This is a genomic window from Pseudomonas sp. 15C, assembly GCF_055484735.1.
Genome location: NZ_JBUDGD010000001.1, coordinates 226,332 through 248,557, shown reverse-complemented (window position 1 = coordinate 248,557; position 22,226 = coordinate 226,332). Strand labels below are relative to the sequence as shown.

Genomic DNA, 22,226 nt, shown 5'->3' with positions numbered 1-22,226 from the left:
AGGCTATGGCTTGTCTTGCCACCGGGATGCGCTACCATGGCCCTCCCTTTTTTTGTTGCCAGCCACCATGCACTGTCCCTTCTGCGGTGCCAACGACACCAAGGTCATCGACTCGCGTCTGGTCGCCGAGGGCGAACAGGTGCGCCGCCGGCGTGAATGCCTGGCCTGCGGCGAACGTTTCACGACGTTCGAGACGGCCGAACTGGTGTTGCCGCGCCTGATCAAAACCGACGGTAGCCGTCAGCCGTTCGACGAAGAAAAACTCCGTGCCGGCATGCAGCGCGCGCTGGAGAAACGTCCGGTGAGCGTCGAGCGCCTCGAATCCTCTCTGGTCCACATCAAGCACAAGTTGCGCGCCACCGGCGAGCGCGAGGTCAAATCCCTCGTTGTCGGTGAACTGGTGATGGCCGAACTGCAAAAGCTCGATGAAGTCGCCTACATCCGTTTCGCCTCGGTGTACAAACGCTTCCAGGACCTCAACGAATTCCGCGAAGAGATCGACCGCCTCGCCCGCGAACCGGTGCAAGAATGACTGCCGCCGAGCAGGCCATCCTCGACGCGCATTTCATGGCGCGCGCGCTGGAACTGGCGCGCAAGGGTCACTACACCACCCATCCCAATCCACGGGTCGGCTGTGTGGTGGTGCGCGACGGGCAGATTGTCGGCGAAGGCTGGCATGAACGCGCCGGCGAACCTCACGCTGAAGTTCACGCGTTGCGCGCTGCCGGTGAGCAGGCCCGCGGCGCCACCGCGTATGTCACCCTCGAACCCTGCAGCCACCACGGCCGCACGCCGCCGTGTGCCGATGCGTTGGTGAGTGCCGGCGTGGCGCGGGTAGTGGCAGCGATGCGCGACCCCAATCCGCAGGTCGCCGGACGCGGTTTGCAGCGCCTGGCCGATGCCGGCATCGCCACCGAAAGCGGCGTGCTGGAGGCCGAAGCGCGCGCGCTCAATCAAGGCTTTCTGAAACGCATGGAACATGGTTTGCCGTTCGTACGGGTCAAACTGGCGATGAGCCTCGATGGCCGCACCGCAATGGAAAGCGGCGAGAGCCAGTGGATCACTGGCCCGGCGGCGCGTTCGGCGGTTCAGCGCTTGCGTGCCGAGGCGGCGGTGGTGCTGACCGGCGCCGATACCGTGCTGGCCGACGGTGCGCGCTTGACCGTGCGTGCTGACGAGTTAGGGCTGGACGCCGAGCAAACCGCGCAAGTCATGAGCCGGCCGCCGTTGCGCGTGCTGATCGACGGCCGCCTGCGGGTGCCGCTGGATGCGCCGTTCTTCAAGGCCGGCCCGGCGCTGGTCGCCACCTGCGTGGCGGTCGAAGAGCAGTACGCCAACGGCCCGGAATGTCTGATCGTGCCGGGTGACGATGGTCAGGTCGACCTGCATCAGCTGCTGCTGGAGCTGGCCCATCGCGGCGTCAACGAGGTGCTGGTCGAGGCCGGCCCGCGTCTGGCCGGGGCTTTCGCGCAGCTCGGTCTGGTCGACGAATTCGTGATTTTCATCGCCGGCAAGTTTCTCGGCTCCACGGCGCGTCCGCTGCTCGACTGGCCGCTGGCCTCCATGAAGGATGCGCCGGAGCTGAAAATCACTGAAATCCGCGCGGTCGGCGATGACTGGCGAGTCACTGCCCGCCCTGTCCCTACGGCGCGCGTATAATTCCCGGCCATCGCCTTAGCGCTGGCCCCGTTCTCAAGGAGAACTCCATGTTCACCGGTATCATCGAATCCATCGGCAGCATCCGTGCACTGACCCCCAAGGGCGGTGATGTGCGTGTGCATGTCGACACCGGCAAGCTCGACCTGAGCGACGTCAAACTCGGCGACAGCATCGCCGTCAACGGCGTCTGCCTGACCGCGGTTGAGCTGCCAGGCAACGGTTTTGCCGCCGACGTCAGCCGCGAAACCCTCGACTGCACCGCCATGAACGACCTGAAAAGCGGCAGCCCGGTCAATCTGGAAAAAGCCCTGACCCCGACCACCCGTCTCGGCGGACATCTGGTCAGCGGCCACGTCGACGGTGTTGGCGAAGTGGTGTCGCGCAGCGACAACGCCCGTGCCGTGGAATTCTGCATCCGCGCGCCAAAGGAACTGGCCAAGTACATCGCCCACAAAGGCTCGATCACCGTCGACGGCACCAGCCTGACTGTGAATGCCGTCGATGGCGCCGAATTCATGCTGACGATCATTCCGCACACCCTGAGCGAAACCATCATGGCGTCGTATAAGCCAGGTCGTCGGGTGAATCTTGAGGTCGACCTGCTGGCGCGTTATCTGGAGCGTCTGCTGCTGGGTGACAAGGCCGCCGAGAAGACCGCCGGCAGCACGATCACCGAAAGCTTTCTGGCCCAAAGCGGCTACCTCAAATAATTCAAAAGAAGGGGGTGCCTTGTGGCGCTCAATAGCATCGAAGAACTGGTTGAAGACATCCGCCAAGGCAAAATGGTCATCCTCATGGATGACGAAGACCGCGAGAACGAAGGCGACCTGATCATGGCCGCCGAGTGCTGCCAGGCTGAACACATCAACTTCATGGCCAAGCACGCCCGTGGCCTGATCTGCATGCCGATGAGCCGTGAGCGCTGCGAGCTGTTGAAGCTGCCGTTGATGGCGCCGCGCAACGGTTCCGGCTTCGGCACCAAGTTCACCGTCTCGATCGAAGCCGCCGAAGGCGTGACCACCGGCATCTCCGCCGCTGACCGCGCGCGCACCGTGCAAGCGGCTGCCGCCAAAGATGCCAAGGCTGAAGACATCGTCAGCCCGGGCCACATTTTCCCGCTGATGGCCCAGGCCGGCGGCACCCTCGCACGCGCCGGCCACACGGAAGCCGCATGCGATCTGGCGCGCATGGCCGGTTACGAGCCAAGCGGGGTGATCTGCGAAGTGATGAACGATGACGGCACCATGTCCCGTCGTGCCGAACTCGAAGCCTTCGCTGCCGAGCACAACATCAAGATCGGCACCATTGCCGACCTGATTCACTATCGGATGATCCACGAACGTACCGTTCAGCGGATTGCCGAGCAGCCGCTGGACAGTGAACTGGGCCAATTCAACCTGGTCACCTATCGTGATTCGGTGGAAGGCGACGTGCACATGGCACTGACCCTGGGTACTGTTTGCGCCGAAGAGCCGACGCTGGTGCGCGTGCACAACATGGACCCGCTGCGCGACCTGTTGATGGTCAAGCAACCGGGCCGCTGGAGCCTGCGCGCCGCCATGGCTGCGGTCGCCGAGGCGGGCAGCGGTGTGGTGCTGTTGCTCGGCCACCCGCTCGACGGTGACGTGCTGCTGGCGCATATCCGTGAAACCGGCGATCAGCCGGCGCCGAAAAAACCGACCACCTACAGCATCGTCGGTGCCGGTTCGCAGATCCTGCGTGACCTCGGCGTGCGCAAAATGCGCTTGATGAGCGCACCGATGAAGTTCAACGCGATATCCGGTTTCGATCTGGAAGTTGTAGAATACGTGCCCTCCGAATAATGACCGGCTGTTTCCGGACTCCGATTCGCGGCAAATAATCACTGAGGGGCGCGTAGCAGACGCGTCCCGGCTCTTTAAGAGAACTGACGAATGACCCTGAAGACCATCGAAGGTACCTTCATCGCCCCCAAAGGCCGCTACGCTCTGGTAGTGGGCCGCTTCAACAGCTTCGTGGTTGAAAGCCTGGTCAGCGGTGCCGTTGATGCCCTGGTTCGCCACGGCGTGAGCGAAAACGACATCACCATCATCCGCGCACCGGGCGCCTTCGAAATCCCGCTGGTTGCGCAGAAAGTCGCGCAGAAAGGCGAGTTCGCCGCAATCATCGCCCTCGGCGCGGTCATTCGTGGCGGCACCCCGCACTTCGAATACGTGGCGGGCGAATGCACCAAGGGTCTGGCTCAGGTGTCCATGGAGTTCGGCGTGCCGGTCGCTTTCGGCGTGCTGACCGTCGATTCCATCGAGCAAGCCATCGAACGTTCCGGCACCAAGGCCGGTAACAAAGGTGCCGAAGCTGCCCTGTCCGCTCTGGAAATGGTCAGCCTGCTGGCGCAGTTGGAGGCCAAGTGATTAGCGACGAAAGCGATCGTTTCAACCCGCGCGATCCGAAACCTGCGGATGCCGGCAAGCCTTCGAAAAGCGTCAAGCGTCGCGAAGCCCGTCAGCTCGCGACTCAGGCGCTGTACCAGTGGCACATGGCCAAGCAATCGCTGAACGAGATCGAAGCGCAGTTTCGCGTTGATAACGATTTCACCGATGTCGACGGCGCTTACTTCCGCGAGATCCTGCACGGGGTTCCGCAGTTCAAGACCGAAATCGACACCGCCCTGACGCCTTGCCTGGATCTGGCGATCGAAGAGCTGGACCCGGTTGAACTGGCGGTTCTGCGCCTGTCCACCTGGGAACTGCTCAAGCGCGTCGACGTGCCGTACCGCGTGGTGATCAACGAAGGTATCGAACTGGCGAAAGTCTTCGGTTCGACCGACGGCCACAAGTTCGTCAACGGCGTGCTCGACAAGCTGGCCCCGCGCCTGCGTGAAGCTGAAGTGAAGGCGTTCAAGCGCTGATCGGCGCTTGAGCACTTTGTCTCAGCCATGGGCGAGTTTGAGCTGATCCGCAATTTCTTCGCCGCCGCGCCTTGTGCGCAGGGCGGCGAAGGCGTTGCTCTCGGGATTGGCGATGACTGTGCCTTGCTGGCGGTTCCCGCCGGGGAACAGTTGGCCATTTCTACCGATACGCTGGTGGCCGGTGTGCATTTCGCCGACCCGTGCGATCCGTTTCTGCTCGGTCAGCGCTCGCTGGCCGTTGCGGTCAGTGACCTGGCCGCCATGGGCGCCGCGCCCGTAGCCTTTACTCTTGCCCTGACTGTGCCGACGGTGACCGCCGATTGGCTGCAACCCTATGCCCGCGGTTTGAACCGCATGGCGCAGAGTTGCGGCGTGGCGCTGGTTGGCGGCGATACCACGCGCGGGCCGTTGAGCCTGACAGTTACCGTGTTTGGCCGCGTAACCGCTGGCCAGGCGTTGACCCGCAGCGGCGCGCGACCGGGCGACCTGCTTTGTGTCGGCGGTGAATTGGGCAATGCTGCCGGGGCTTTGCCGCTGGTGCTGGGGCAACGCGACGCCGCGGCCGAAATCGCCCAGCCGCTGCTCGATCATTACTGGTCGCCACAGCCGCAACTGGCCCTCGGTCAGGCCTTGCGGGGCAAAGCCACAGCGGCGCTGGACATCTCCGACGGCCTGCTCGCCGACTGCGGTCATATCGCACTGGCGTCGAAGGTGCGACTTGAGATTGAACGCGAGCGTGTACCGTTGTCGGATGCCTTAGTGGCGTTTCTCGGTCAGCACGGTGCCGAACGTGCGGCGCTCAGCGGTGGCGATGATTACGTGCTGGCCTTCACGCTGCCGTCCGTCGAACTGCCGGCACTGCTGGCGGCCGGCTGGCCGATCCATGTGATCGGCCGCGTCAGCGACGGCCAGGGCGTGGTGCTGCTGGATCGTGACGGTCGCGATATCATCCCGCATACCCGCGGTTATCAACATTTTCAGGAGACACCGTGACAGATCACCCGAAACAGGTTCCGGCTGAATTCGTGCCGCCGTCGGTCTGGCGCAATCCCTGGCATTTCCTCGCGTTCGGCTTCGGTTCCGGCACGCTGCCCAAAGCCCCGGGCACCTGGGGCTCGCTGGTGGCGCTGCCGTTCATTCCGTTGTGGCAGATGCTGCCGGATTGGGGCTATTGGCTGATGCTCGGCATCACCATGCTGTTCGGCTTCTGGCTGTGCGGCAAAGTCGCCGATGATCTGCGGGTGCATGACCATGAAGGCATCGTCTGGGACGAAATGGTCGGCATGTGGATCACCTTGTGGCTGGTGCCGGAAGGCTGGTACTGGCTGCTCGCCGGTTTTCTGGTATTCCGCTTCTTCGATATTCTCAAGCCGTGGCCGATCCGCTGGATCGACAAACACGTGCATGGCGGCGTCGGCATCATGCTCGACGACGTGCTCGCCGGGGTGTTTGCCTGGCTGGCGATGCAGGGCCTGGTATGGCTGTTCGCCTGATCAGGGTCAGGGGCAAGTGAGGGACAGGTAAATGCTGCGACGCGGGTTGGCGATGCTGGTTTTGGCTCTGTTGGGCGCGTTCGCCCATGCGCATGAAGCGGCGCCGACGCCTGCGGTGATCCATCTGGCCAGCGAAGACTGGCAAGACTACACCGCCGCCGACGGCCATGGTCTGGCCTGGGATGTACTGCGCAAAGTGTTCGAACCGGTCGGCGTGAAACTGGACATTCGCACGGTGCCGTATACCCGCTCGATCGGCCTGGTGCAATTGAAGGAAGTCGACGCGCTGGTCGGCTCCTACCGCGATGAAGCCCCGCAGGTGCTGTATCCGCAGTGGAATTTCGATTCCGACCACATTTACGCACTGGGGCTGGCCAACAGTCCCGAACCCACCCAGGCGACCCTGGGCAAATACCGCTTGGCGTGGGTGCGCGGCTATCGCTACGAAAACTACCTGCCTAACATCAAGCGCTATAACCAGATCGAGCGGCGCAGCGGCATTCTGTCGATGCTCAGGCAGGGGCGGGCCGATTACTACATCGATGCGCGGACCGAGGTTGAAGCCGTGGTGCGCGATGCGGCGGACCCGGCGCAGTACCGTTATTCGCATCTGGCCGAGTTGCCACTGTTCCTCGGTTTCGCCGATACCCCGCAGGCCAGAACGCTGATGGCGTTGTATGACCGGCGTATGGCGCAACTGGTCAAGAGTGGCGAGCTGAAGCCCGTTTTCGAGAAGTGGAAGCAGCCGTATCCGTTCACCTCGAACTGAAGCCCAACACAAATCCCTTGTAGGAGTGAGCCTGCTCGCGATAGCGATTGATCAGGCGACATCAATGTTGAATGTAAGTCCGCTATCGCGAGCAGGGTCACTCCTACAGGGAGGGCGATCAAGGCCATTGTCATCAAACTTTTTGATCGTTATCGCCGATAATTCAGCCTAAGCGTCCACAGGAACCTGCTGTTACAATGCCGGCCTGCGAATTTTCAGAATTTTTAGATCAGGAGCACACCGGTGCCTGTCGTCTTTGTTGCCGCTTGCAAGCTGCCAACGCCTTATGCGCAATTCACCATGCACGGGTTTCTCGATGAAACCACCGGCCGCGAGCACGTCGTGCTGAGCCTGGGTGAAATTGCCGACGGCGCTCCGGTACTCGGCCGTTTGCACTCCGAATGTCTGACCGGCGATGCCTTGTTCAGCCAGCGTTGCGACTGCGGCTCGCAACTGGACGCCGCCCTGCAGGCGATCGCCCGCGAAGGCCGTGGCGTGCTGTTGTATCTGCGCCAGGAAGGTCGCGGCATCGGTCTGCTGAACAAGATCCGCGCCTACGAATTGCAGGACGGCGGCGCCGACACCGTTGAAGCCAACGAACGTCTGGGCTTTGCTGCCGACCAGCGCGACTACGCCATGTGCCTGCCGATGCTCGAGCATCTGGAAGTCAAATCCCTGCGTCTGATGACCAACAATCCACGCAAGGTCAAAGCCTTGACCGAGATGGGCATTGTCGTCGCCGAGCGTGTGCCGCTGCACACCGGCCACAACCCGCACAACAAACTCTACCTGGCGACCAAGGCCAGCAAGCTCGACCACATGATGGGCAACGAGCATCAGGGCGAGGTCGACCGCGCGTGACGCGCGGACAGGTGCGGCGCCGATTGTCGGTAGCCTGGTGGCAATACCTGGCGCTGGCGCTGGTACCGCTGTTTGTCATCAATGCGTTGTTCGGCGCGGGCGAGGGGCTGCTGCCCGTCTTGGCGATGCCGTTGTTCATTGCCGGCGTTGCGTCGATGTTCGTCAGCCTGAAGTTTTTCGGCCGCTACAAGCATGCGCTGATCGTCACGCAAAAAGCCCTCGATACGCCTGATGAACCGGCGGCGTGGATTGCGCTGGCGGCGCGCCGTCGCGCGGCGTTTCTGGTCGCCTCCCTGCCAGCGTGGATCGGTGCGCTGGCGGTGTTCGTCGGCCTCGAAGCGGTGCCGCTGATGTTGCTGGCGCTGTCCACGGCGGTGCTGTTTTACCTCTACCGTATTCCGCGTCAACTCGGCTGATGCGCCGGCTCTGGCTGGCGGTTCTGCTGCTGATCGGCGCTGGCCCGGTGTTGGCCGATCTGCGCGTGGTCAGCCTCGCCCCGTCGCTGTCCGAAATCGTCGTTGAACTCGATTCAGCCGACCTGCTGGTCGGCGTGCTCGATGCCGGGGAGAGGCCTGCCGAAATTGCGCATGTGGCCTCGGTTGGGCGTTACGGCCAGCTCGACATCGAGCGTTTGCTCAGCCTCAAACCTGATCTGCTACTGCTCTGGCCCGGCAGTGTCGGCGCGGCGCAGCGTGATCAGCTCAAGCGCCTGGGTATCGCGACTTTCGTGGCTGAACCGCATTCCCTCGAACAACTCATACACCAGATCGAAGCCATCGCCACGCGCCTGGGACGACCGGAGCGCGGACTGAAGCGCGCGGACTATTTGCGCCAACAACTCGCCAATCTGCGCCAGCGCTATCGCCGTGAGGTGCCGTTGCGGATGTTCTATCAGGTCTGGGACAAGCCGCTGTACACCATTGGCGGCGGACAGATCATCAGCGATGCGCTTGAAGTGTGCGGGGCGCGCAATGTCTTCGCCGACCTGAGTTTGCCAGCGCCACAGGTGAGTATCGAGGCAGTGTTGCAGCGTGATCCCGAGTTGATACTGGCGGGGGATCAGCCGCAGCTGGAGGCGTGGAAGAGCTGGCCGCAGGTGGCGGCGGTGAAGCAGGGGAATCTGTTGTTGGTCATCGACAAAGGTCTTGAAAGACCGAGCGGGCAGATGATTGAGGCAACCGCGAAGCTTTGCCGGTTGATCGCGCCCGACCGTTGAAACCGCAGCGCCTGCATTCGCGAGCAGGCTCGCGAAGAGGCCCGCAAACCACCAAAAAAGGATCAGAGCTCCGGCGTCCAGCTCACCCCAAACATCCACACCCGACCCTCTTCGCGATACCCATACTGGCTGCCGTCATAACTGTAATTGGCCCGGCTGTAACCCTTGTCGAAAAGGTTGTCGACCTTCAAGTCCAACTTGATCTCGCGATTCAAAGCCCAACTGCTGCGCAAGCCGAACAGCGCATAGCCACCCAGTGATTGCTGGTTGTCGCGATCGTCATAACTGCTGCTCACCGCCTGCCAGCTCGCGCCCAGGCTCAAGCGGTCGAACTGCCGATCCAGATCCCAGCTCAGTGTCCGCCGCGCACGGCGCGCCAGGGTGTGCCCGCTGTCGCGGTCACGCGGGTCGATGATCGAAACGCCCAGATTGCTTTGCCAGCCGAACAGGTCCTGCTTGAGCGCCGCTTCAAAGCCAATGATCCGTGCCGAAGCGACATTTTCCGGGCGTGAATTGCTGCCGAAAATAATCGCGTCTTCCAGATCGGTGCGATAGATCGACGTCTCGAGGCGGCTGCTGTCGCTCAACTGGCTGCGCCATTGCAGCTCATAGCTTTTCGAGGTTTCCGGTTTCAAATCAGTGTTGCTGAAATCCGGGTAATACAGATCATTGAAAGTCGGTGCGCGGAAGCCTTCGCTGTAGCTCAGTAACAGGTCGTTGTCCGGGTTAAGCGGCAGGGTGAACGTGCCGCTCCAGGTGTTCTGGCCCCCGAACTGCTGATTGTCGTCGTGGCGCAGGCCCAACTCGGTGGAAAAGCTGTCGCCCTGGTAGCGGTGCTGGATAAACGCGGCGCGATTCCAGCGGCTGTCCTCGTCGAACGCGGTGCTGCTATTGATGCGGTCTTCGTACCAGTCGCCGCCGAGAATCAGGCTGTTGCGAGCATCGAGGGTCAGGTCGTTCTGCCAGTTCAGCGAATCACGGTAAGTGTTGAACACCGAGCGCTCGTCGCTGAGCTTGTCGAAGGTTTTTTCGCGGTTTTCGCTGTGGCCGAACTCGACGCGGGTTTTCCAGATTTCAGTGATCTGCGCGTCGATGTAACTGTTGAGGCTGCTGACGTTGAAATCGCTGTAGGGCTGTTGCTGCAGAGACTCGAACGTAACCGGGTCGAAGCGGCCGAACGGATTGTCGAATTCGCTTTTGCCACGATTATCCAGCAGATTGGCGCCGACTTCGATGTCGTCAGTCAGCGCATGGCTGAGGCTCAGGCTGGTGGATTGGTTGCGGTAGGCGTCGTGATCGCCGTCACTCGGGTATGAGTCGTGAGTGCGGTCGATGCCGGCGCTTTCATCGAGGCTGGCGCCAAGGTTGAAGCGGGTTTTGTCGTCGCCCCCGGACAAGCCGAGGCTGCGCTCCCAGCTCTGGTTGCTACCGAAGCCCATGTGCAGCCGTGGCTGCAAGCCTTGGCCGGTGCCGCGGCGGGTGAAGATCTGGATCACCCCGCCAATCGCATCGCTGCCATAAATCACCGAGCGTGAGCCGCGCAGCACTTCGACGCGCTCGATCTGTTCGATATTCAAATGCTGCAGATTGCTGTCACCGGACGTGGAATTGCCGATGCGTTGGCCATCGACCAGCACCAGACTCTGCGCCGACTGCGTGCCCCGGATGTAAACGCCCGGCAGACTGCCGCGCCCGCCAGTCTGCGCCACTTGCACGCCCGGCACGCGGCGCAGCAGGTCCGGCACGTCGCTCGGTTGCAGGCGGTCGATGTCTTCGCGGGTGAACACGGTATTGGCGGCGCTGCTGTCGTTGCGCGCTTCGACCTGGCGGTTGGCGCTGATCAGCGTGTCGGGCAGCTTCAGGGCCTGGTCGCGTTCGAAGGTATCGGCGAAGGTGTTGGCGGTCGGCAGCAGGAAAAAGGGCAGGGCGAGGCGCGAGAGGTTCATCGGTGGTCCGTGAGAAATTGCAGATGTACACAAACTTTATGCTTCCACAAAACACTGTGGGAGCGGGCTTGCCCGCGAAGACGCCGGTACATTCAACATCGAGGTTGACTGTGCCGACGCCTTCGCGGGCAAGCCCGCTCCCACAGGTATTGTGTGTCCAGCGAGTTAGCGGTCGAGCAGCGCCAGGCGCTGACGAATCGACGCTTCGATCCCGGCTTCATCCAGGCCGCATTCGGCCAGCATCTGTGCAGGCTTCGCGTGCTCGACATAGATATCCGGCAAGCCCAGGTGCAGCATCGACTTGAGGATGTTCTCGCGCGCGAGGAATTCGCTGACCGCGCCACCGGCGCCGCCCATGATCGCGTTTTCTTCGATAGTCACCAGCAGCTCGTGGGTGGCCGCGATCTCGCGAACCAGGGATTCGTCCAGCGGTTTGACGAAGCGCATGTCGACCACCGTAGCATCAAGCTTCTCGGCGACTTTCAACGCTTCGGCCAGTTGCACGCCGAACACCAGCAGGGCGACTTTGCTGCCCTGGCGGCGGACGATGCCTTTGCCGATTTCGATCGGTTCAAGGTCTTTCTCGATGGTCGCATTCGGGCCGCTGCCGCGCGGGTAACGCACTGCCGCCGGGCCGTTGAACAGGTGACCGGTGGTGAGCATCTTGCGCAGTTCGTTTTCGTCGCTCGGCGTCATGATCAGCATGCCCGGGATGCAGCGCAGGTACGACAGGTCGAAGCTGCCGGCGTGGGTCGGGCCGTCTTCGCCCACCAGACCGGCGCGGTCGATGGCGAACAGCACGTCGAGGTTCTGTACCGCGACGTCATGCACCAGCTGGTCGTAACCGCGCTGCAGGAACGTCGAGTAAATCGCCACCACCGGTTTTGCGCCTTCGCAGGCCATGCCGGCGGCGAACGTCACCGCGTGTTGCTCGGCAATCGCCACGTCGAAGTAGCGCAGCGGGAAACGCTCGCTGAATGCCACCAGATCCGAGCCTTCCTTCATCGCCGGGGTAATCCCGACCAGACGCGGGTCGCTGGCGGCCATGTCGCACAGCCACTCGCCGAACACCGCCGAGTACTTCGGCCCGCTGGCGGCTTTCGGCGCAGCAGCCGGCGCGTCCAGCGGCTCGAGTTTGGTGATGGCGTGGTAACCGATCGGGTCGACTTCCGCCGGGGCGAAGCCTTTGCCTTTCTTGGTGACGATGTGCAGGAACTGCGGGCCTTTGAGGTCACGCATGTTGCGCAGCGTGGCGATCAGGGTCGGCAAGTCGTGGCCGTCGATCGGGCCAATGTAGTTCCAGCCCAGCTCTTCGAACAGCGTGCCGGGAACCAGCATGCCTTTGGCGTATTCTTCGGTGCGACGGGCGATTTCCCAGGCGCCCGGCAGGCGCGAGAGGACTTTCTTGCTGCCTTCGCGCATGCTGGCGTAAGTGCGGCTGGAAAGGATCTTCGCCAGATAATTCGACAGCCCGCCGACGTTGCGCGAGATCGACATGTCGTTGTCGTTGAGGATCACCAGCATGTTGGCGTTGACTTCCGGCGCGTGGTTCAGCGCCTCGAAAGCCATGCCGGCGGTCAACGCGCCATCGCCGATCACCGCGATGGCCTTGCGATCGCTGTCCTGCAGGCGGGCGGCAATCGCCATGCCCAGCGCGGCGCTGATCGAAGTGCTGGAGTGGCCGACGCCAAAGGTGTCGTATTCGCTTTCGGAGCGGCGCGGGAACGCGGCGATGCCGTCCTTCTGGCGCAGGCTGGCCATGCGCTCGCGACGGCCGGTGAGGATCTTGTGCGGATACGCCTGATGGCCGACGTCCCACAGCAAACGGTCGTCCGGCGTGTCGAAGACGTAATGCAGCGCGATGGTCAGCTCGATCACGCCCAGGCCGGCACCGAAATGCCCACCGGTCTGGCCGACCGTATAGAGCAGTTCCAGGCGCAACTCATCGGCCAGGGTTTCCAGCTCGGCTTCGCCTAACCGGCGCAGGCCGTCCGGCGTGTTCGCGCGGTCGAGCAGGGGCGTGGTCGGGCGCTTGCGGGGAATCTCATGAAACGTCGTGGGCATCAGCGAATCGTTATAGGTATAGAAGATGCGGCAGTTTACCTGATGCATCGGCCCCTGCCCACGCGTTGGTCTTTTTTGGCCGATTCGCCGTCAGTTGCGCCGCTCGACGATATACCGGGCCAGCTCGCGCAACGGCTCGGCCGCCGCGTCAAACGGTCGCAGGGCGTGCAGCGCCTGATCACGCAGCTCCAGCGCATAGACTTTGGCCGCGTCGAGGCCGAGCAGCGCCGGGTAGGTCGGCTTGTCGCGGGCGATGTCGGCGCCCTGGCGTTTGCCGAGGGTCGCGGTATCGCTTTCGACGTCGAGAATGTCGTCCTGGACCTGAAACGCCAGACCGATGGCCTGTGCGTAAGTCTGCAGGGATTTCAGTTCGTCCGCCTCGGCCCGGCCGCTGGCGAGGGCGCCCAGGCGCACGCTGACTTCGATCAGCGCGCCGGTCTTGTGCCGATGCATCTGTTCAAGGGCTTTCTGATCGAGTTTCAAGCCCACCGAGCCAAGGTCGATGGCCTGGCCCCCGACCATACCCGCCGGGCCCGCAGCCTGCGCCAGCGCGGTGACCATTTGCAGGCGAATGTCGCTGCTGCAATTGCTCAGGCGCGGGTCGAGCAGGGCGCTGAATGCCAGACTCTGCAAACCGTCGCCGGCGAGAATCGCGCAGGCTTCATCGAATTTCTTGTGAGTGGTGGGTTGGCCGCGACGCAAATCATCGTCGTCCATCGCCGGCAAATCGTCGTGCACCAGCGAATACGCGTGGATCAGCTCCACCGCGCAGGCCGCGCCGTTGGCTTGCTCGGCCTTGCCGCCGAGCGCTTCGCACGCGGCGTAAGCCAGCAACGGGCGTACGCGTTTGCCGCCGTTCATCACGCTGTAGCGCATGGCTTCGTAGAGTCGCGCCAGCTCCGGCAGCGGCGCATTGAACAGGCTCTCCAGCGCCGCGTTGACCCGGCCCTGGCTGGTCGCCGAATACGCTGCAATCATTCTGGCTGTTCCGCGTCGAAGGGTTCCTCGGCGAGTTCGCCATCGCGCTCCAGCAGCACTTGCACCTTCTGCTCGGCCTGCGCCAGCGCTGCCTGGCAATCACGGGTCAGACCGATGCCCTGCTCGAAAGCGGTCAGCGAGTCTTCCAGCGACAATTCCCCGTTCTCCAGACGCTCGACCAGCGTTTGCAGGTCGGCGAGGGACTGTTCGAAATCCAGTGCAGCTTTTTTGCGGGCCATGGCGGCAATTTCCGGTAGACGTTAAACCGGCGCGACACTAGCAGATAGGGGGGGTATGGGCAAATGAGCGGCGTCTACGCTCAAGGTTCCAGTGACGATGTAAAAGGGCTGAGGATTATTCGGCTCATTTTGTGAGCCGAATAATCGCGCTATTCGGCTCACGACCCACAAACAGCTCACTTCCTACAGCAAAAGCACATGTATCCGATTGTTAAAAAACCGCCGAATCGCTAATCTTCGCGCCTTCGACGACCCGCATTCGCGGGTTCATCAGACGAAACGCAGTTCACCGCTGTGAAGCGCCGAGGATCGGGTGCAAGGTTTCGTTGGGGCATGGCAGGAGGCGTCACATGCGTTCATTTCTGTTGCTGCTGATCGGCCTGGCCTGTGCGCCGGGGCTGTGGGCGGCCGCGCCGAGCGCTGAATTGTCGGAACCGGTGGGTGGCTGGCGCTATCACGGCTTGCTCGATCGCACGGAAAACCCGCAGGTCGCCTACCCGACGCCGCCGATCGATCGCGGCATTCAACGCAATCGCACAATGATTCAGGGCCAGCTCAAGGCCCTCGGCCATATGCGTCCGCCGCATAGCCTCGCAGTGAATGGCAATCCACTCAACCTGTACACCGACGACCAAGGCCGCTTCGCCCGGCCGTATGCGTTCGGCGCCGGTTCCAACAGTGTCGAGGTGATCAGTGCCGAAGGCCAGTCGCTCAAGCGCGTGCAATTTTATGAAGCCAATAATCTGCGCACGCCGGCGCGGATTCGTCTTGTCCTGGGCTGGGACGATCCGAAAGCCGAACTCGATCTGCATATTGTCACCCCCGATGGTCAGCATGCGTTCTGGGCACGGCCGGCGCTGAGCAATGGCGGCGGTCTCGACCCGGATGGCGTCGACGGGCCGGGCCCGGAGATGTTCACCATGACCGCGCCGCTGCACGGCGCCTATCTGGTTTACGTCAACTATTGGGGCAACTACGGCAACGGCGGCTATAACTTCGAGGAGACCAGCAACCAGAACGAGGTGATCACCTCGCAAATCACGCTGGTGCTCAACGAAAACACTGTCGACGAAAAACGCGAAACCTTCATCGTGCCTCTGCGGGCAATCGGTGATCTGCTGCTGGTCAAGACTTTCAACTATTAAGCATCCCGCCACGGATGAACTCGGATGTTGTGCACATGAGCGATAACACTGCTACTCCGGCTGCCGCTACGCCAGCGGCCATACCTACGCGGCGCTGGCCGTTGCTGTTGCTCGGGCTGTGCCTGATCGCCGGTGTGGCGGGCGGTTTCGGCTGGCTGCTGCTCAAGCCCAAGGCGCCGCCGGCCGAGCTGGCCAGTGACAAGCTCGGCCTCAGTCGCCCGGACGCGTTGCTGGAAACCCGCTCCCTGAGCCAGTTGCCCAAAGACCTGCTGACGGTGCCATTCCTCAAGGCCACGCTGACTGAGGATTTCGTCTTCTATTACGAAACCCACGCCGATCGCCTCGGCCTGATCGGCAGCCTGCGGCGGATCGTCTACGAGCATGATCTGAAATTGCAGGACAGCCTGATCGAGGAGCTTTTCGATCAGCCGGCCGATGTCGCGCTGTGGCGTGGCGCTGATGGTCGCTTGAAGGATTTTCTGCTGGTGATGGATCGCGGCGGGCTGGCGAAACTGCTCGAGCCGCTGGCGAAAGTCGCGCTGGATGACAGCCAGCTCAGCGTCATCGGCAACCTCAAGGTTAGCAGCGACGAAGTCCCGCTCTATCAGCTCAGCTACAACGCCAGCAAATCGCTGTTGTTCGCCTCGCGCGGCGACAAACTGGTGGTGTTGTCCAACCCGGCCAAATACTACGACCCGGAAAACGGCGCGTCTGAAGAATCCGGCCACGTTTCCTCGCAAGCGCTGGCGGCATTGCTCAACGGCGAAAAACTCTTTCCCGAAGCGTTCGGTCTGCCGGCGAAAAGCCCTGAAACCAAGCAGCGGCTGTCGGTCAATTCCAGCGTGCTTGCCATGGGCTATCAGCGCTTTATCCCGAACTTTGCCGGGCTGCGTTTCGACATGGACGACAAAGGCTGGCACAGCTACCTGGCCATGGACGAGCTGGAAAACCAGCCGGACTTCGATTTCAAACCGGTGTGGCAGGCGATGCCGCTGGGCGCCAGCGCCTGCGTAACTTTGCCCGTGGCAGCCGAACCGCAGAAACCGCTGCTGATCAAGCTCGGCGCCGACGATGCCGTGGCACAGACGTTGACCGAGCACGTCGCCGGTGCGGCGGGTCTGTGCTGGTACGCCGACTCACGGTTGTACACGCCGCTGCTGGTCGCCAGTCTGAAAGACGAAGACAGCAGCAAGCTCGATGGCGATCTGGGCAAGCTGTTCGGCTCGATGGTCGGCGCGTTCGAGCCCAACGTTGCGGAAAACGTATTCCCGGTGGTCGAGAAACAGGAAGGCCAAAGCCACGTCTGGCAGCGCCAGGTCAGCTCCAGTTTCGGTCCGTATGCGGCGAAAACTGCGCAAACCCCGGAGGCGATATCCGGCAAGGCGTTCATGAAAGTCAGCCTCGCCCGACACGGCTCGACGCTGCTGTTTTCGCTGGACGACAAACTGCTCGACAAGGCCCTTGGCACCCTCGACAAACGCTTCCCGCCGATGGCCGACGTTTTGCCCAAAGACGTGCTGATGCCGATCTACTTCGGCCCGGATTCGATGGCCCAGCTGATGCAGCAGGAAACTCTCGACAGCCTGCCGCAGGACATGGAGCCGGTGTTCTACAACGCCGCACAAACCTATCTGCTGCCGAAACTGCGCACCCTTGGCGGCTATGGCAAATACGCCCTGACCTTGCCCGAAGGCAGTGAGCCGGACGGTCACTGGCAGTGGCTGCCGCTGGAATGGAAAGCGCTGTGACGACATTGATCCGCAGCCTCGGCCTGCTCGCGCTGTTGCTCAGCGCGGGCGCCTGCGCCGTCGACTCTCTACCTTTAAAAGCCCCGGCGCTGGACCCTGCGCAATCGCAGGTGTTCCGCGCCTGGTTCGTGCGCATTGCCCAAGAGCAACTGAGCCAGGGCCCAAGCCCGCGCTGGTATCAGCAGGATTGTGCCGGGCTGGTGCGCTTCGCCGCCAACGAAGCGCTGAAGGTCCACGATGACAAATGGCTGCGCAGCAATGGCCTGTCCAATCGCTACCTGCCGCCGGAACTGTCGCTCAGCGACGAGCAACGCAAGCTTGCGCAACAGTGGCAGCAGGGCGGTGGCAAGGTCGGGCCGTACGTCAACGCGATCAAACTCATTCAGTTCAACAGTCACTTGGTCAGCCGCGATGTGTCGCAGGCGCGCCCCGGTGACCTGATGTTTTTCGATCAGGGCGACGACCAGCACCTGATGATCTGGATGGGCCGCTACATCGCCTATCACACCGGCATCACCACTCCCACAGACAACGGCATGCGTTCGGCAAGCCTGCAGCAACTCATGACATGGAAGGACACCCGATGGATACCCGACGCAGCCAACCCCAACTTCATCGGCGTCTATCGACTGAATTTTCTCTCCCAATGACCGGTGCCCGCATGTTGCGACTCTGCTCCCGAATTCCACTGCTGCTCGCACTGTTGCTGCCACTGGCGAGCGTGAATGCTGACGATTCGGTCGAACCCAGCGGCTACACACCGGTGGCCGGCGAAAGCTTCTTTCTGCTTGCCGACAGCAGTTTCGCCAGCGACGAACAGGCCATGGTGCGCCTCGAGGCGCCCGGTCGTGATTACCGGCGTTTTCGCATGGAGCCGTATGGTGGCGCCGACATTCGTGTGTACCGCATCGACAAACCGCTGGATTTTCTCAAGCGTCAGAAGAACCTGCACCGGGTGGTCAGTGACGGCCAGTTCAAGGGCGAAGGCCTGTCCAACACCCTCGCGTATCTATGGGACAACTGGTACCGCAAATCCCGTCGGGTGATGCAGCGCGCGTTCTCCTACGAGTCGCGCAAACAGGTCACCGAAGAAGTGCCGGAACTGAAAATGGGCGACGCCATGGCCGCGCCGACGCCGTACGACGCGCAGCCGCAATTTGCGCTGATTCCGGGCCTGCCGGTGGTCAGTCAGTTCCGCTATCCGCTGTGGCAGGCCAAGCCGATTCAGCCACCGGCCGGGGTCGACCTGGCCGGCTCTTCCAGTGATTTCGTCAGTGTCGCGCCGGGCAACGTTTACATTCCGTTGGGTCAGCTGAAACCGGGCCTGTACCTGGTCGAAGCGCTGATCGGCAAGTACCGCGCGACGACCATGGTCTTCGTTTCCAACACCGTGGCGGTGAGCAAGATTGCCGGTGACGAACTGCTGGTCTGGGCTGCACGCAAACACGAAGGCAGCTCGGTGCCGAAGGTCAATGTCCTGTGGACCGACGGCCTCGGCGTGATGAGCAGCGGCGCGACCGACAGCGACGGTTTGCTGCGCCTGAAACACGTGAGCCCCGAGCGTTCGTTCGTCATCGGCGAAGACGAAGAGGGCGGCGTGTTCGTCTCGGAAAACTTCTACTACGACAGCGAAATCTACGACACCAAACTGTATGCCTTTACCGACCGGCCGCTGTATCGCCCTGGCGACTGGGTGTCGCTGAAAATCGTCGGTCGCGAATTCAAGAACGCCCGCGATTCGGTATTGCCGGGGGCGGCGGATGTCAGCGTTAGCGTGCTCGACGCGACCGGTACGGAGTTGCAACACCTCGACCTCAAACTTGATTCGAAGGCCGGTACTCAGGGCCGTTTCCAGTTGCCGGACAACGCCGTGGCCGGTGGTTACGAGATCCGTTTCAACTACAAGGATCAGGCCTACAGCAGCGCCTTTCGCGTCGCCGAATACATCAAGCCGCACTTCGAGATTTCCCTGAATCTGGCCAAGCAGGACTACCGCACCGGCGAGCCGGTCAAAGGCAGTCTGGTGTTGCTCTATCCGGACGGAAAACCGGTGGCCAACGCCAGGCTGAGCTTGAGCCTGCGCGCCCAGCAGTTGTCGATGGTCGACAATGAACTGCAATACCTCGGGCAATTCCCGGTGGAATTGACCAGCGCTGAACTGACCACCGACAGCAAAGGCAATGCGACTCTAGACCTGCCAGCCGCCGACAAACCGAGCCGCTACATGCTCACCGTATTCGCCAGCGATGGCGCGGCGTATCGGGTCAAGACCACCAAGGAAATCCTTATCGACCGTGGCGCCGCCAGCTTCCGGTTGAGCGCGCCGCAACGCTTCAGCGCGGCCGGCGACAAGGTCGCGTTCAACTATGCCAACGAGGGCGGCAGCGAGCCGAGCAAAGCGGTGACGCCAAGCAGCTATGGCTGGGTGCGTCTCGAGGACCAGAGCACCGGCGAAGGCAAACTCGCCGCCACCGACAAAGGCTTCAGCCTCGCGTTCGAACGTCCGGGCACCTACAACCTGACGCTGAAGGATCAGCACGGTCGCGTCCTCGGCGCCACTGGCCATTCGGTGACTGGCGACGGCGTCAAAGCCGTGCCGGGTACCGTCGAGATCGTCCTCGACAAGGCTGAATACAGGGCCGGCGATGAAGCGCTGGCGCTGATCACCTTCCCCGAGCCGGTCAGCGATGCATTGCTGTCGCTGGAACGCGACAAGGTCGAAGCCACCGCGCTGTTGGCCAAGGGCGCTGACTGGCTGAAACTGGAAAAGCTCAGCGACACTCAATACCGCGCGCGCATCCCGGTGAAGGATAACTTTGCGCCGAACCTGACCTTCTCCGTGCTCTACACCAAGGGCGGCCAGTACAGCTTTCAGAACGCCGGGATCAAAGTGGTCGCGCCGCAGATCGACGTGGCGATCAGCACCGACAAAGCGGTGTACCTGCCGGGCGATACGGTCACGGTTGACCTGACCACGCAATTCGCCGGCAAGGCAGTACCGGCGCACCTGACGGTCAGCGTTGTCGATGAAATGATCTACGCGCTGCAACCGGAAGTCGCGCCGACCATCGACCAGTTCTTCTATCACCCGCGCCGCAATAACGTGCGCACCAGTGCCAGCCTGTCGTTCATCAGTTACGACGTCGCGTTGCCCGGCAGCCCCGGCGCTCCGGGCAAGGCCAACCGCAGCGAACGCGGGGTGAAAGTGCTGGAGCGGCCGCGTCGTGAAGACGTCGACACCGCCGCCTGGCAGCCGGAACTGCTGACCGGTGCCGACGGCAAAACCCGCTTCACCTTCAAGATGCCGGACTCGCTGACCCGCTGGCGCATCACTGCGCGCGCGATCGCCGATGACGGTCAGGTCGGGCAGAAGAAGCAGTTCGTCCGTTCGGAAAAACCGCTGTACCTGAAGTGGAGCGGGCCGAGCAAATTCCGCAAGGGCGATCAGCCGCAACTGGGGGTGTTCGCGTTCAGCCAAGCCGAAAAACCGCTCAAGGCTGAACTGGTCACTCGTTATGCCGGCGCAGAGCAGCGTCTGCCGGTGACATTGAACAATGGCATCAACTACCTGCCGATCCCGGCATTCTCCCTGGCTTCCGGTGAGTGGACGGCGGAGCTGGTGCAGGACGGTAAAACCGCTGACGCCTTGGCGGTGCGCCTGAGTGCAACCGGTGATGGCTGGCAGGTGACGCAAACGCAAAGTCTCGAGGTTGCCAGCGGCGATACGCCGTTGAGTCTGCCGACCGATGCCACGGATATTCGCCTGCGTCTGGATGACAGTCCGCAAGCGCTGTTCCGTTCCGCCCTGGATGATCTGCTCAGCTACCCGTACGGCGGCGTCGAGCAGACGGCCAGCCGGTTGCTGCCGCTGAGCATCGCTTATCCCTCGCTGGCGTCGAACCCGCAGATACGTGATCGCTTGCGCCTGATCATGCAGAACAGCCGCCTGCGTCTGGTGCAAATGGCCGGGCCGTCGGCGAGCTTCACCTGGTGGGGCTATGACGGCGAGCCGGATGCATTTCTGACGGCCTACGCTTACTACGCCGACTGGAACGCCAGTCAGGTGCTCGAGCTGACCTTGCCGCCGGAGCATTGGCAGCGGGTGCTGGAGGTCTACGCCAAGCAAGCGCCGAATACGCCGCTGCTGCAACGGGCGCTGATTCTGTCGTTCGCCAAACAGATGCACCTGCCGGTGAACACGCTGCTCAGCGGTTTGATCGACGATCTGGCCAAGGCCGGTGAGGGCAGTGCCGAAACCGTGATGGACGATGGCGAAGACAGTCTGGTGATGAACGATCCGGATTCGGCGCTCGGTCTGGCGGCGGCGCGGGTATTGGCTGCCTCGCTGGCCACGCAGGCGAAAGTGACTTTGCCGCAAGCGTTCAATGGTCAAGTGTCTGCGGCACAACAACGTCTGGCGGTCAGCTCGCAGCCGTTCGTCGAAGCGCTGAACCTGTCGCTGCAACCGTTCGATCAGAGCCGTGCGACAGTGCTGCTGCAACGTCTGCTGCCACAGCAATCGACCCTCGAACGGGCGCTGGCGCTGACCTGGCTGCAACGCAGCATCGCCCAGGCGTCGCCGACCATAGCCCTGACACCGGGCGAAGGCTGGAAGAAACACTACGGCGCGAGCGGCGAGATGTACTGGACCTGGCAAGGCCCGACGCCGGTGCCAAGCGTGTTGAGCGTCTCCGGCACACAAGAGCGTCCGCTGCGTGCGGCGCTGAGTTTCCAGACCCAACAGCCGGCGGTCGATCCGATGGCGGTGACCATCACTCGTCGTCTATCGCGACTGGTGCCGGGCGACGAAGCGTTCACCTTCAAACTTGAGCCGGTCGGCAGCAAAGCGTTGTCCAGCGACAGCCTGTATCTGGACGAAGTGATCCTCACCAGCAAAGCGCCGAAACCGCTGCGCTACGGCATGCTCGAAGTGCCGCTGCCGCCGGGCGCCGATGTCGAGCGCACCACTTGGGGCATCAAGTTGCAGGGCAAGGACGGCAGCGAACCGACCGCGCTGGAAAAGGCCCGTTTCGAGCCGGGACAACTGGCCTACGCGGTGCCGGTGGATGCGCTGAGCGGTGAATTGCGCCTGCGCCATCTGGTGCGCTTCTCGCAAAAAGGCCAGTTCAACCTGCCACCGGTGCGGTTCAAGCAGGTCTACGCGCCGCAGCATCAGGCTCAGGAAACCAAAGCCGCGCTCGGCCAGGTCACGGTCAACTGA

At 62.5% G+C, this 22,226-nt stretch carries 20 protein-coding genes; 16 read left to right on the top strand and 4 right to left on the bottom strand.

The annotated features are described in order from the left end of the window. The first annotated feature begins 67 nt into the window (after positions 1 to 67). The 12 genes from nrdR to ACYYKW_RS01125 all read left to right on the top strand — a co-directional run bounded on the left by nrdR (position 68) and on the right by ACYYKW_RS01125 (position 8,885). Complete coding sequence (gene nrdR, locus ACYYKW_RS01180; protein WP_172833237.1) at positions 68 to 532, top strand: transcriptional regulator NrdR; 465 nt, start codon at positions 68 to 70, stop codon at positions 530 to 532. Next, complete coding sequence (gene ribD, locus ACYYKW_RS01175; protein ID WP_464989227.1) at positions 529 to 1,659, top strand: bifunctional diaminohydroxyphosphoribosylaminopyrimidine deaminase/5-amino-6-(5-phosphoribosylamino)uracil reductase RibD; 1,131 nt, start codon at positions 529 to 531, stop codon at positions 1,657 to 1,659. Before nrdR ends, ribD begins: the two co-directional genes overlap by 4 nt. 47 nt (positions 1,660 to 1,706) lie before the next feature. Then, positions 1,707 to 2,369: a riboflavin synthase gene (locus ACYYKW_RS01170; RefSeq protein ID WP_464989226.1), complete on the top strand. Its 663-nt coding sequence runs from the start codon at positions 1,707 to 1,709 to the stop codon at positions 2,367 to 2,369. A gap of 21 nt (positions 2,370 to 2,390) precedes the next feature. Continuing rightward, complete coding sequence (ribBA, locus tag ACYYKW_RS01165) at positions 2,391 to 3,482, top strand: bifunctional 3,4-dihydroxy-2-butanone-4-phosphate synthase/GTP cyclohydrolase II (protein ID WP_093097920.1); 1,092 nt, start codon at positions 2,391 to 2,393, stop codon at positions 3,480 to 3,482. 90 nt (positions 3,483 to 3,572) lie between these two features. Next, positions 3,573 to 4,049 (top strand): 6,7-dimethyl-8-ribityllumazine synthase, encoded by a 477-nt coding sequence (gene ribH / locus ACYYKW_RS01160; protein ID WP_258447870.1) that lies wholly within the window; start codon positions 3,573 to 3,575, stop codon positions 4,047 to 4,049. Continuing rightward, on the top strand, positions 4,046 to 4,546 hold the full coding sequence (nusB, locus tag ACYYKW_RS01155) for a transcription antitermination factor NusB (protein WP_039761889.1): 501 nt from the start codon (positions 4,046 to 4,048) through the stop codon (positions 4,544 to 4,546). The genes ribH and nusB overlap by 4 nt, the downstream gene beginning before the upstream one ends. A 27-nt stretch (positions 4,547 to 4,573) precedes the next feature. Further along, on the top strand, positions 4,574 to 5,539 hold the full coding sequence (gene thiL, locus ACYYKW_RS01150; protein WP_464989225.1) for a thiamine-phosphate kinase: 966 nt from the start codon (positions 4,574 to 4,576) through the stop codon (positions 5,537 to 5,539). After that, the gene (locus ACYYKW_RS01145; protein ID WP_090286703.1) at positions 5,536 to 6,039 is read left to right on the top strand and encodes a phosphatidylglycerophosphatase A family protein; all 504 of its coding nucleotides are present in this window, start codon (positions 5,536 to 5,538) and stop codon (positions 6,037 to 6,039) included. Before thiL ends, ACYYKW_RS01145 begins: the two co-directional genes overlap by 4 nt. Positions 6,040 to 6,070: 31 nt before the next feature. Further along, positions 6,071 to 6,808 (top strand): substrate-binding periplasmic protein, encoded by a 738-nt coding sequence (locus ACYYKW_RS01140; RefSeq protein WP_464989224.1) that lies wholly within the window; start codon positions 6,071 to 6,073, stop codon positions 6,806 to 6,808. 243 nt (positions 6,809 to 7,051) lie between these two features. Then, entirely contained in the window at positions 7,052 to 7,669 is a 618-nt protein-coding gene (ribA, locus tag ACYYKW_RS01135) for a GTP cyclohydrolase II (protein WP_336356057.1), read from the top strand. Then, positions 7,666 to 8,085 (top strand): MFS transporter, encoded by a 420-nt coding sequence (locus ACYYKW_RS01130; RefSeq protein WP_336356058.1) that lies wholly within the window; start codon positions 7,666 to 7,668, stop codon positions 8,083 to 8,085. The genes ribA and ACYYKW_RS01130 overlap by 4 nt, the downstream gene beginning before the upstream one ends. Next, the gene (locus ACYYKW_RS01125) at positions 8,085 to 8,885 is read left to right on the top strand and encodes a cobalamin-binding protein (protein WP_464989223.1); all 801 of its coding nucleotides are present in this window, start codon (positions 8,085 to 8,087) and stop codon (positions 8,883 to 8,885) included. Before ACYYKW_RS01130 ends, ACYYKW_RS01125 begins: the two co-directional genes overlap by 1 nt. Positions 8,886 to 8,947: 62 nt before the next feature. On the opposite strand, the gene ACYYKW_RS01120 is transcribed toward ACYYKW_RS01125, so the two are convergent. The 4 genes from ACYYKW_RS01120 to ACYYKW_RS01105 all read right to left on the bottom strand — a co-directional run bounded on the left by ACYYKW_RS01120 (position 8,948) and on the right by ACYYKW_RS01105 (position 14,112). Next, the gene (locus ACYYKW_RS01120) at positions 8,948 to 10,831 is read right to left on the bottom strand and encodes a TonB-dependent receptor domain-containing protein (RefSeq protein ID WP_464989222.1); all 1,884 of its coding nucleotides are present in this window, start codon (positions 10,829 to 10,831) and stop codon (positions 8,948 to 8,950) included. Positions 10,832 to 10,996: 165 nt separating this feature from the next. Further along, positions 10,997 to 12,895: a 1-deoxy-D-xylulose-5-phosphate synthase gene (dxs, locus tag ACYYKW_RS01115; RefSeq protein ID WP_464989244.1), complete on the bottom strand. Its 1,899-nt coding sequence runs from the start codon at positions 12,893 to 12,895 to the stop codon at positions 10,997 to 10,999. Between the two features lie 90 nt (positions 12,896 to 12,985). Then, the gene (ispA, locus tag ACYYKW_RS01110; RefSeq protein ID WP_464989221.1) at positions 12,986 to 13,873 is read right to left on the bottom strand and encodes a (2E,6E)-farnesyl diphosphate synthase; all 888 of its coding nucleotides are present in this window, start codon (positions 13,871 to 13,873) and stop codon (positions 12,986 to 12,988) included. Beyond that, entirely contained in the window at positions 13,870 to 14,112 is a 243-nt protein-coding gene (locus ACYYKW_RS01105; protein ID WP_003228627.1) for an exodeoxyribonuclease VII small subunit, read from the bottom strand. The genes ispA and ACYYKW_RS01105 overlap by 4 nt, the downstream gene beginning before the upstream one ends. A gap of 350 nt (positions 14,113 to 14,462) precedes the next feature. On the opposite strand from ACYYKW_RS01105, the gene ACYYKW_RS01100 reads away from it, so the two are divergent. From ACYYKW_RS01100 to ACYYKW_RS01085, 4 genes are read left to right on the top strand one after another with little or no spacing between them, the layout of a single operon-like run. After that, positions 14,463 to 15,257, top strand: a complete 795-nt coding sequence (locus ACYYKW_RS01100; RefSeq protein WP_464989220.1) for a YfaP family protein — start codon at positions 14,463 to 14,465, stop codon at positions 15,255 to 15,257. A 35-nt stretch (positions 15,258 to 15,292) separates the two neighbouring features. Beyond that, the gene (locus ACYYKW_RS01095) at positions 15,293 to 17,005 is read left to right on the top strand and encodes a DUF2138 domain-containing protein (protein ID WP_464989219.1); all 1,713 of its coding nucleotides are present in this window, start codon (positions 15,293 to 15,295) and stop codon (positions 17,003 to 17,005) included. Next, positions 16,990 to 17,655 (top strand): DUF1175 domain-containing protein, encoded by a 666-nt coding sequence (locus ACYYKW_RS01090; RefSeq protein ID WP_464989218.1) that lies wholly within the window; start codon positions 16,990 to 16,992, stop codon positions 17,653 to 17,655. Before ACYYKW_RS01095 ends, ACYYKW_RS01090 begins: the two co-directional genes overlap by 16 nt. Further along, entirely contained in the window at positions 17,652 to 22,226 is a 4,575-nt protein-coding gene (locus ACYYKW_RS01085) for an alpha-2-macroglobulin family protein (protein ID WP_464989217.1), read from the top strand. The genes ACYYKW_RS01090 and ACYYKW_RS01085 overlap by 4 nt, the downstream gene beginning before the upstream one ends.

Bases quoted from the DNA above. Each gene is read 5' to 3' on its own strand.
- nrdR (WP_172833237.1), top strand. From the start codon at position 68: ATGCACTGTCCCTTCTGCGGTGCCAACGACACCAAGGTCATCGACTCG.
- ribD (WP_464989227.1), top strand. From the start codon at position 529: ATGACTGCCGCCGAGCAGGCCATCCTCGACGCGCATTTCATGGCGCGC.
- ACYYKW_RS01170 (WP_464989226.1), top strand. From the start codon at position 1,707: ATGTTCACCGGTATCATCGAATCCATCGGCAGCATCCGTGCACTGACC.
- ribH (WP_258447870.1), top strand. From the start codon at position 3,573: ATGACCCTGAAGACCATCGAAGGTACCTTCATCGCCCCCAAAGGCCGC.
- thiL (WP_464989225.1), top strand. From the start codon at position 4,574: ATGGGCGAGTTTGAGCTGATCCGCAATTTCTTCGCCGCCGCGCCTTGT.
- ACYYKW_RS01140 (WP_464989224.1), top strand. From the start codon at position 6,071: ATGCTGCGACGCGGGTTGGCGATGCTGGTTTTGGCTCTGTTGGGCGCG.
- ACYYKW_RS01125 (WP_464989223.1), top strand. From the start codon at position 8,085: ATGCGCCGGCTCTGGCTGGCGGTTCTGCTGCTGATCGGCGCTGGCCCG.
- ACYYKW_RS01120 (WP_464989222.1), bottom strand. From the start codon at position 10,831: ATGAACCTCTCGCGCCTCGCCCTGCCCTTTTTCCTGCTGCCGACCGCC.
- dxs (WP_464989244.1), bottom strand. From the start codon at position 12,895: ATGCCCACGACGTTTCATGAGATTCCCCGCAAGCGCCCGACCACGCCC.
- ispA (WP_464989221.1), bottom strand. From the start codon at position 13,873: ATGATTGCAGCGTATTCGGCGACCAGCCAGGGCCGGGTCAACGCGGCG.
- ACYYKW_RS01105 (WP_003228627.1), bottom strand. From the start codon at position 14,112: ATGGCCCGCAAAAAAGCTGCACTGGATTTCGAACAGTCCCTCGCCGAC.
- ACYYKW_RS01100 (WP_464989220.1), top strand. From the start codon at position 14,463: ATGCGTTCATTTCTGTTGCTGCTGATCGGCCTGGCCTGTGCGCCGGGG.
- ACYYKW_RS01095 (WP_464989219.1), top strand. From the start codon at position 15,293: ATGAGCGATAACACTGCTACTCCGGCTGCCGCTACGCCAGCGGCCATA.
- ACYYKW_RS01090 (WP_464989218.1), top strand. From the start codon at position 16,990: ATGGAAAGCGCTGTGACGACATTGATCCGCAGCCTCGGCCTGCTCGCG.
- ACYYKW_RS01085 (WP_464989217.1), top strand. From the start codon at position 17,652: ATGACCGGTGCCCGCATGTTGCGACTCTGCTCCCGAATTCCACTGCTG.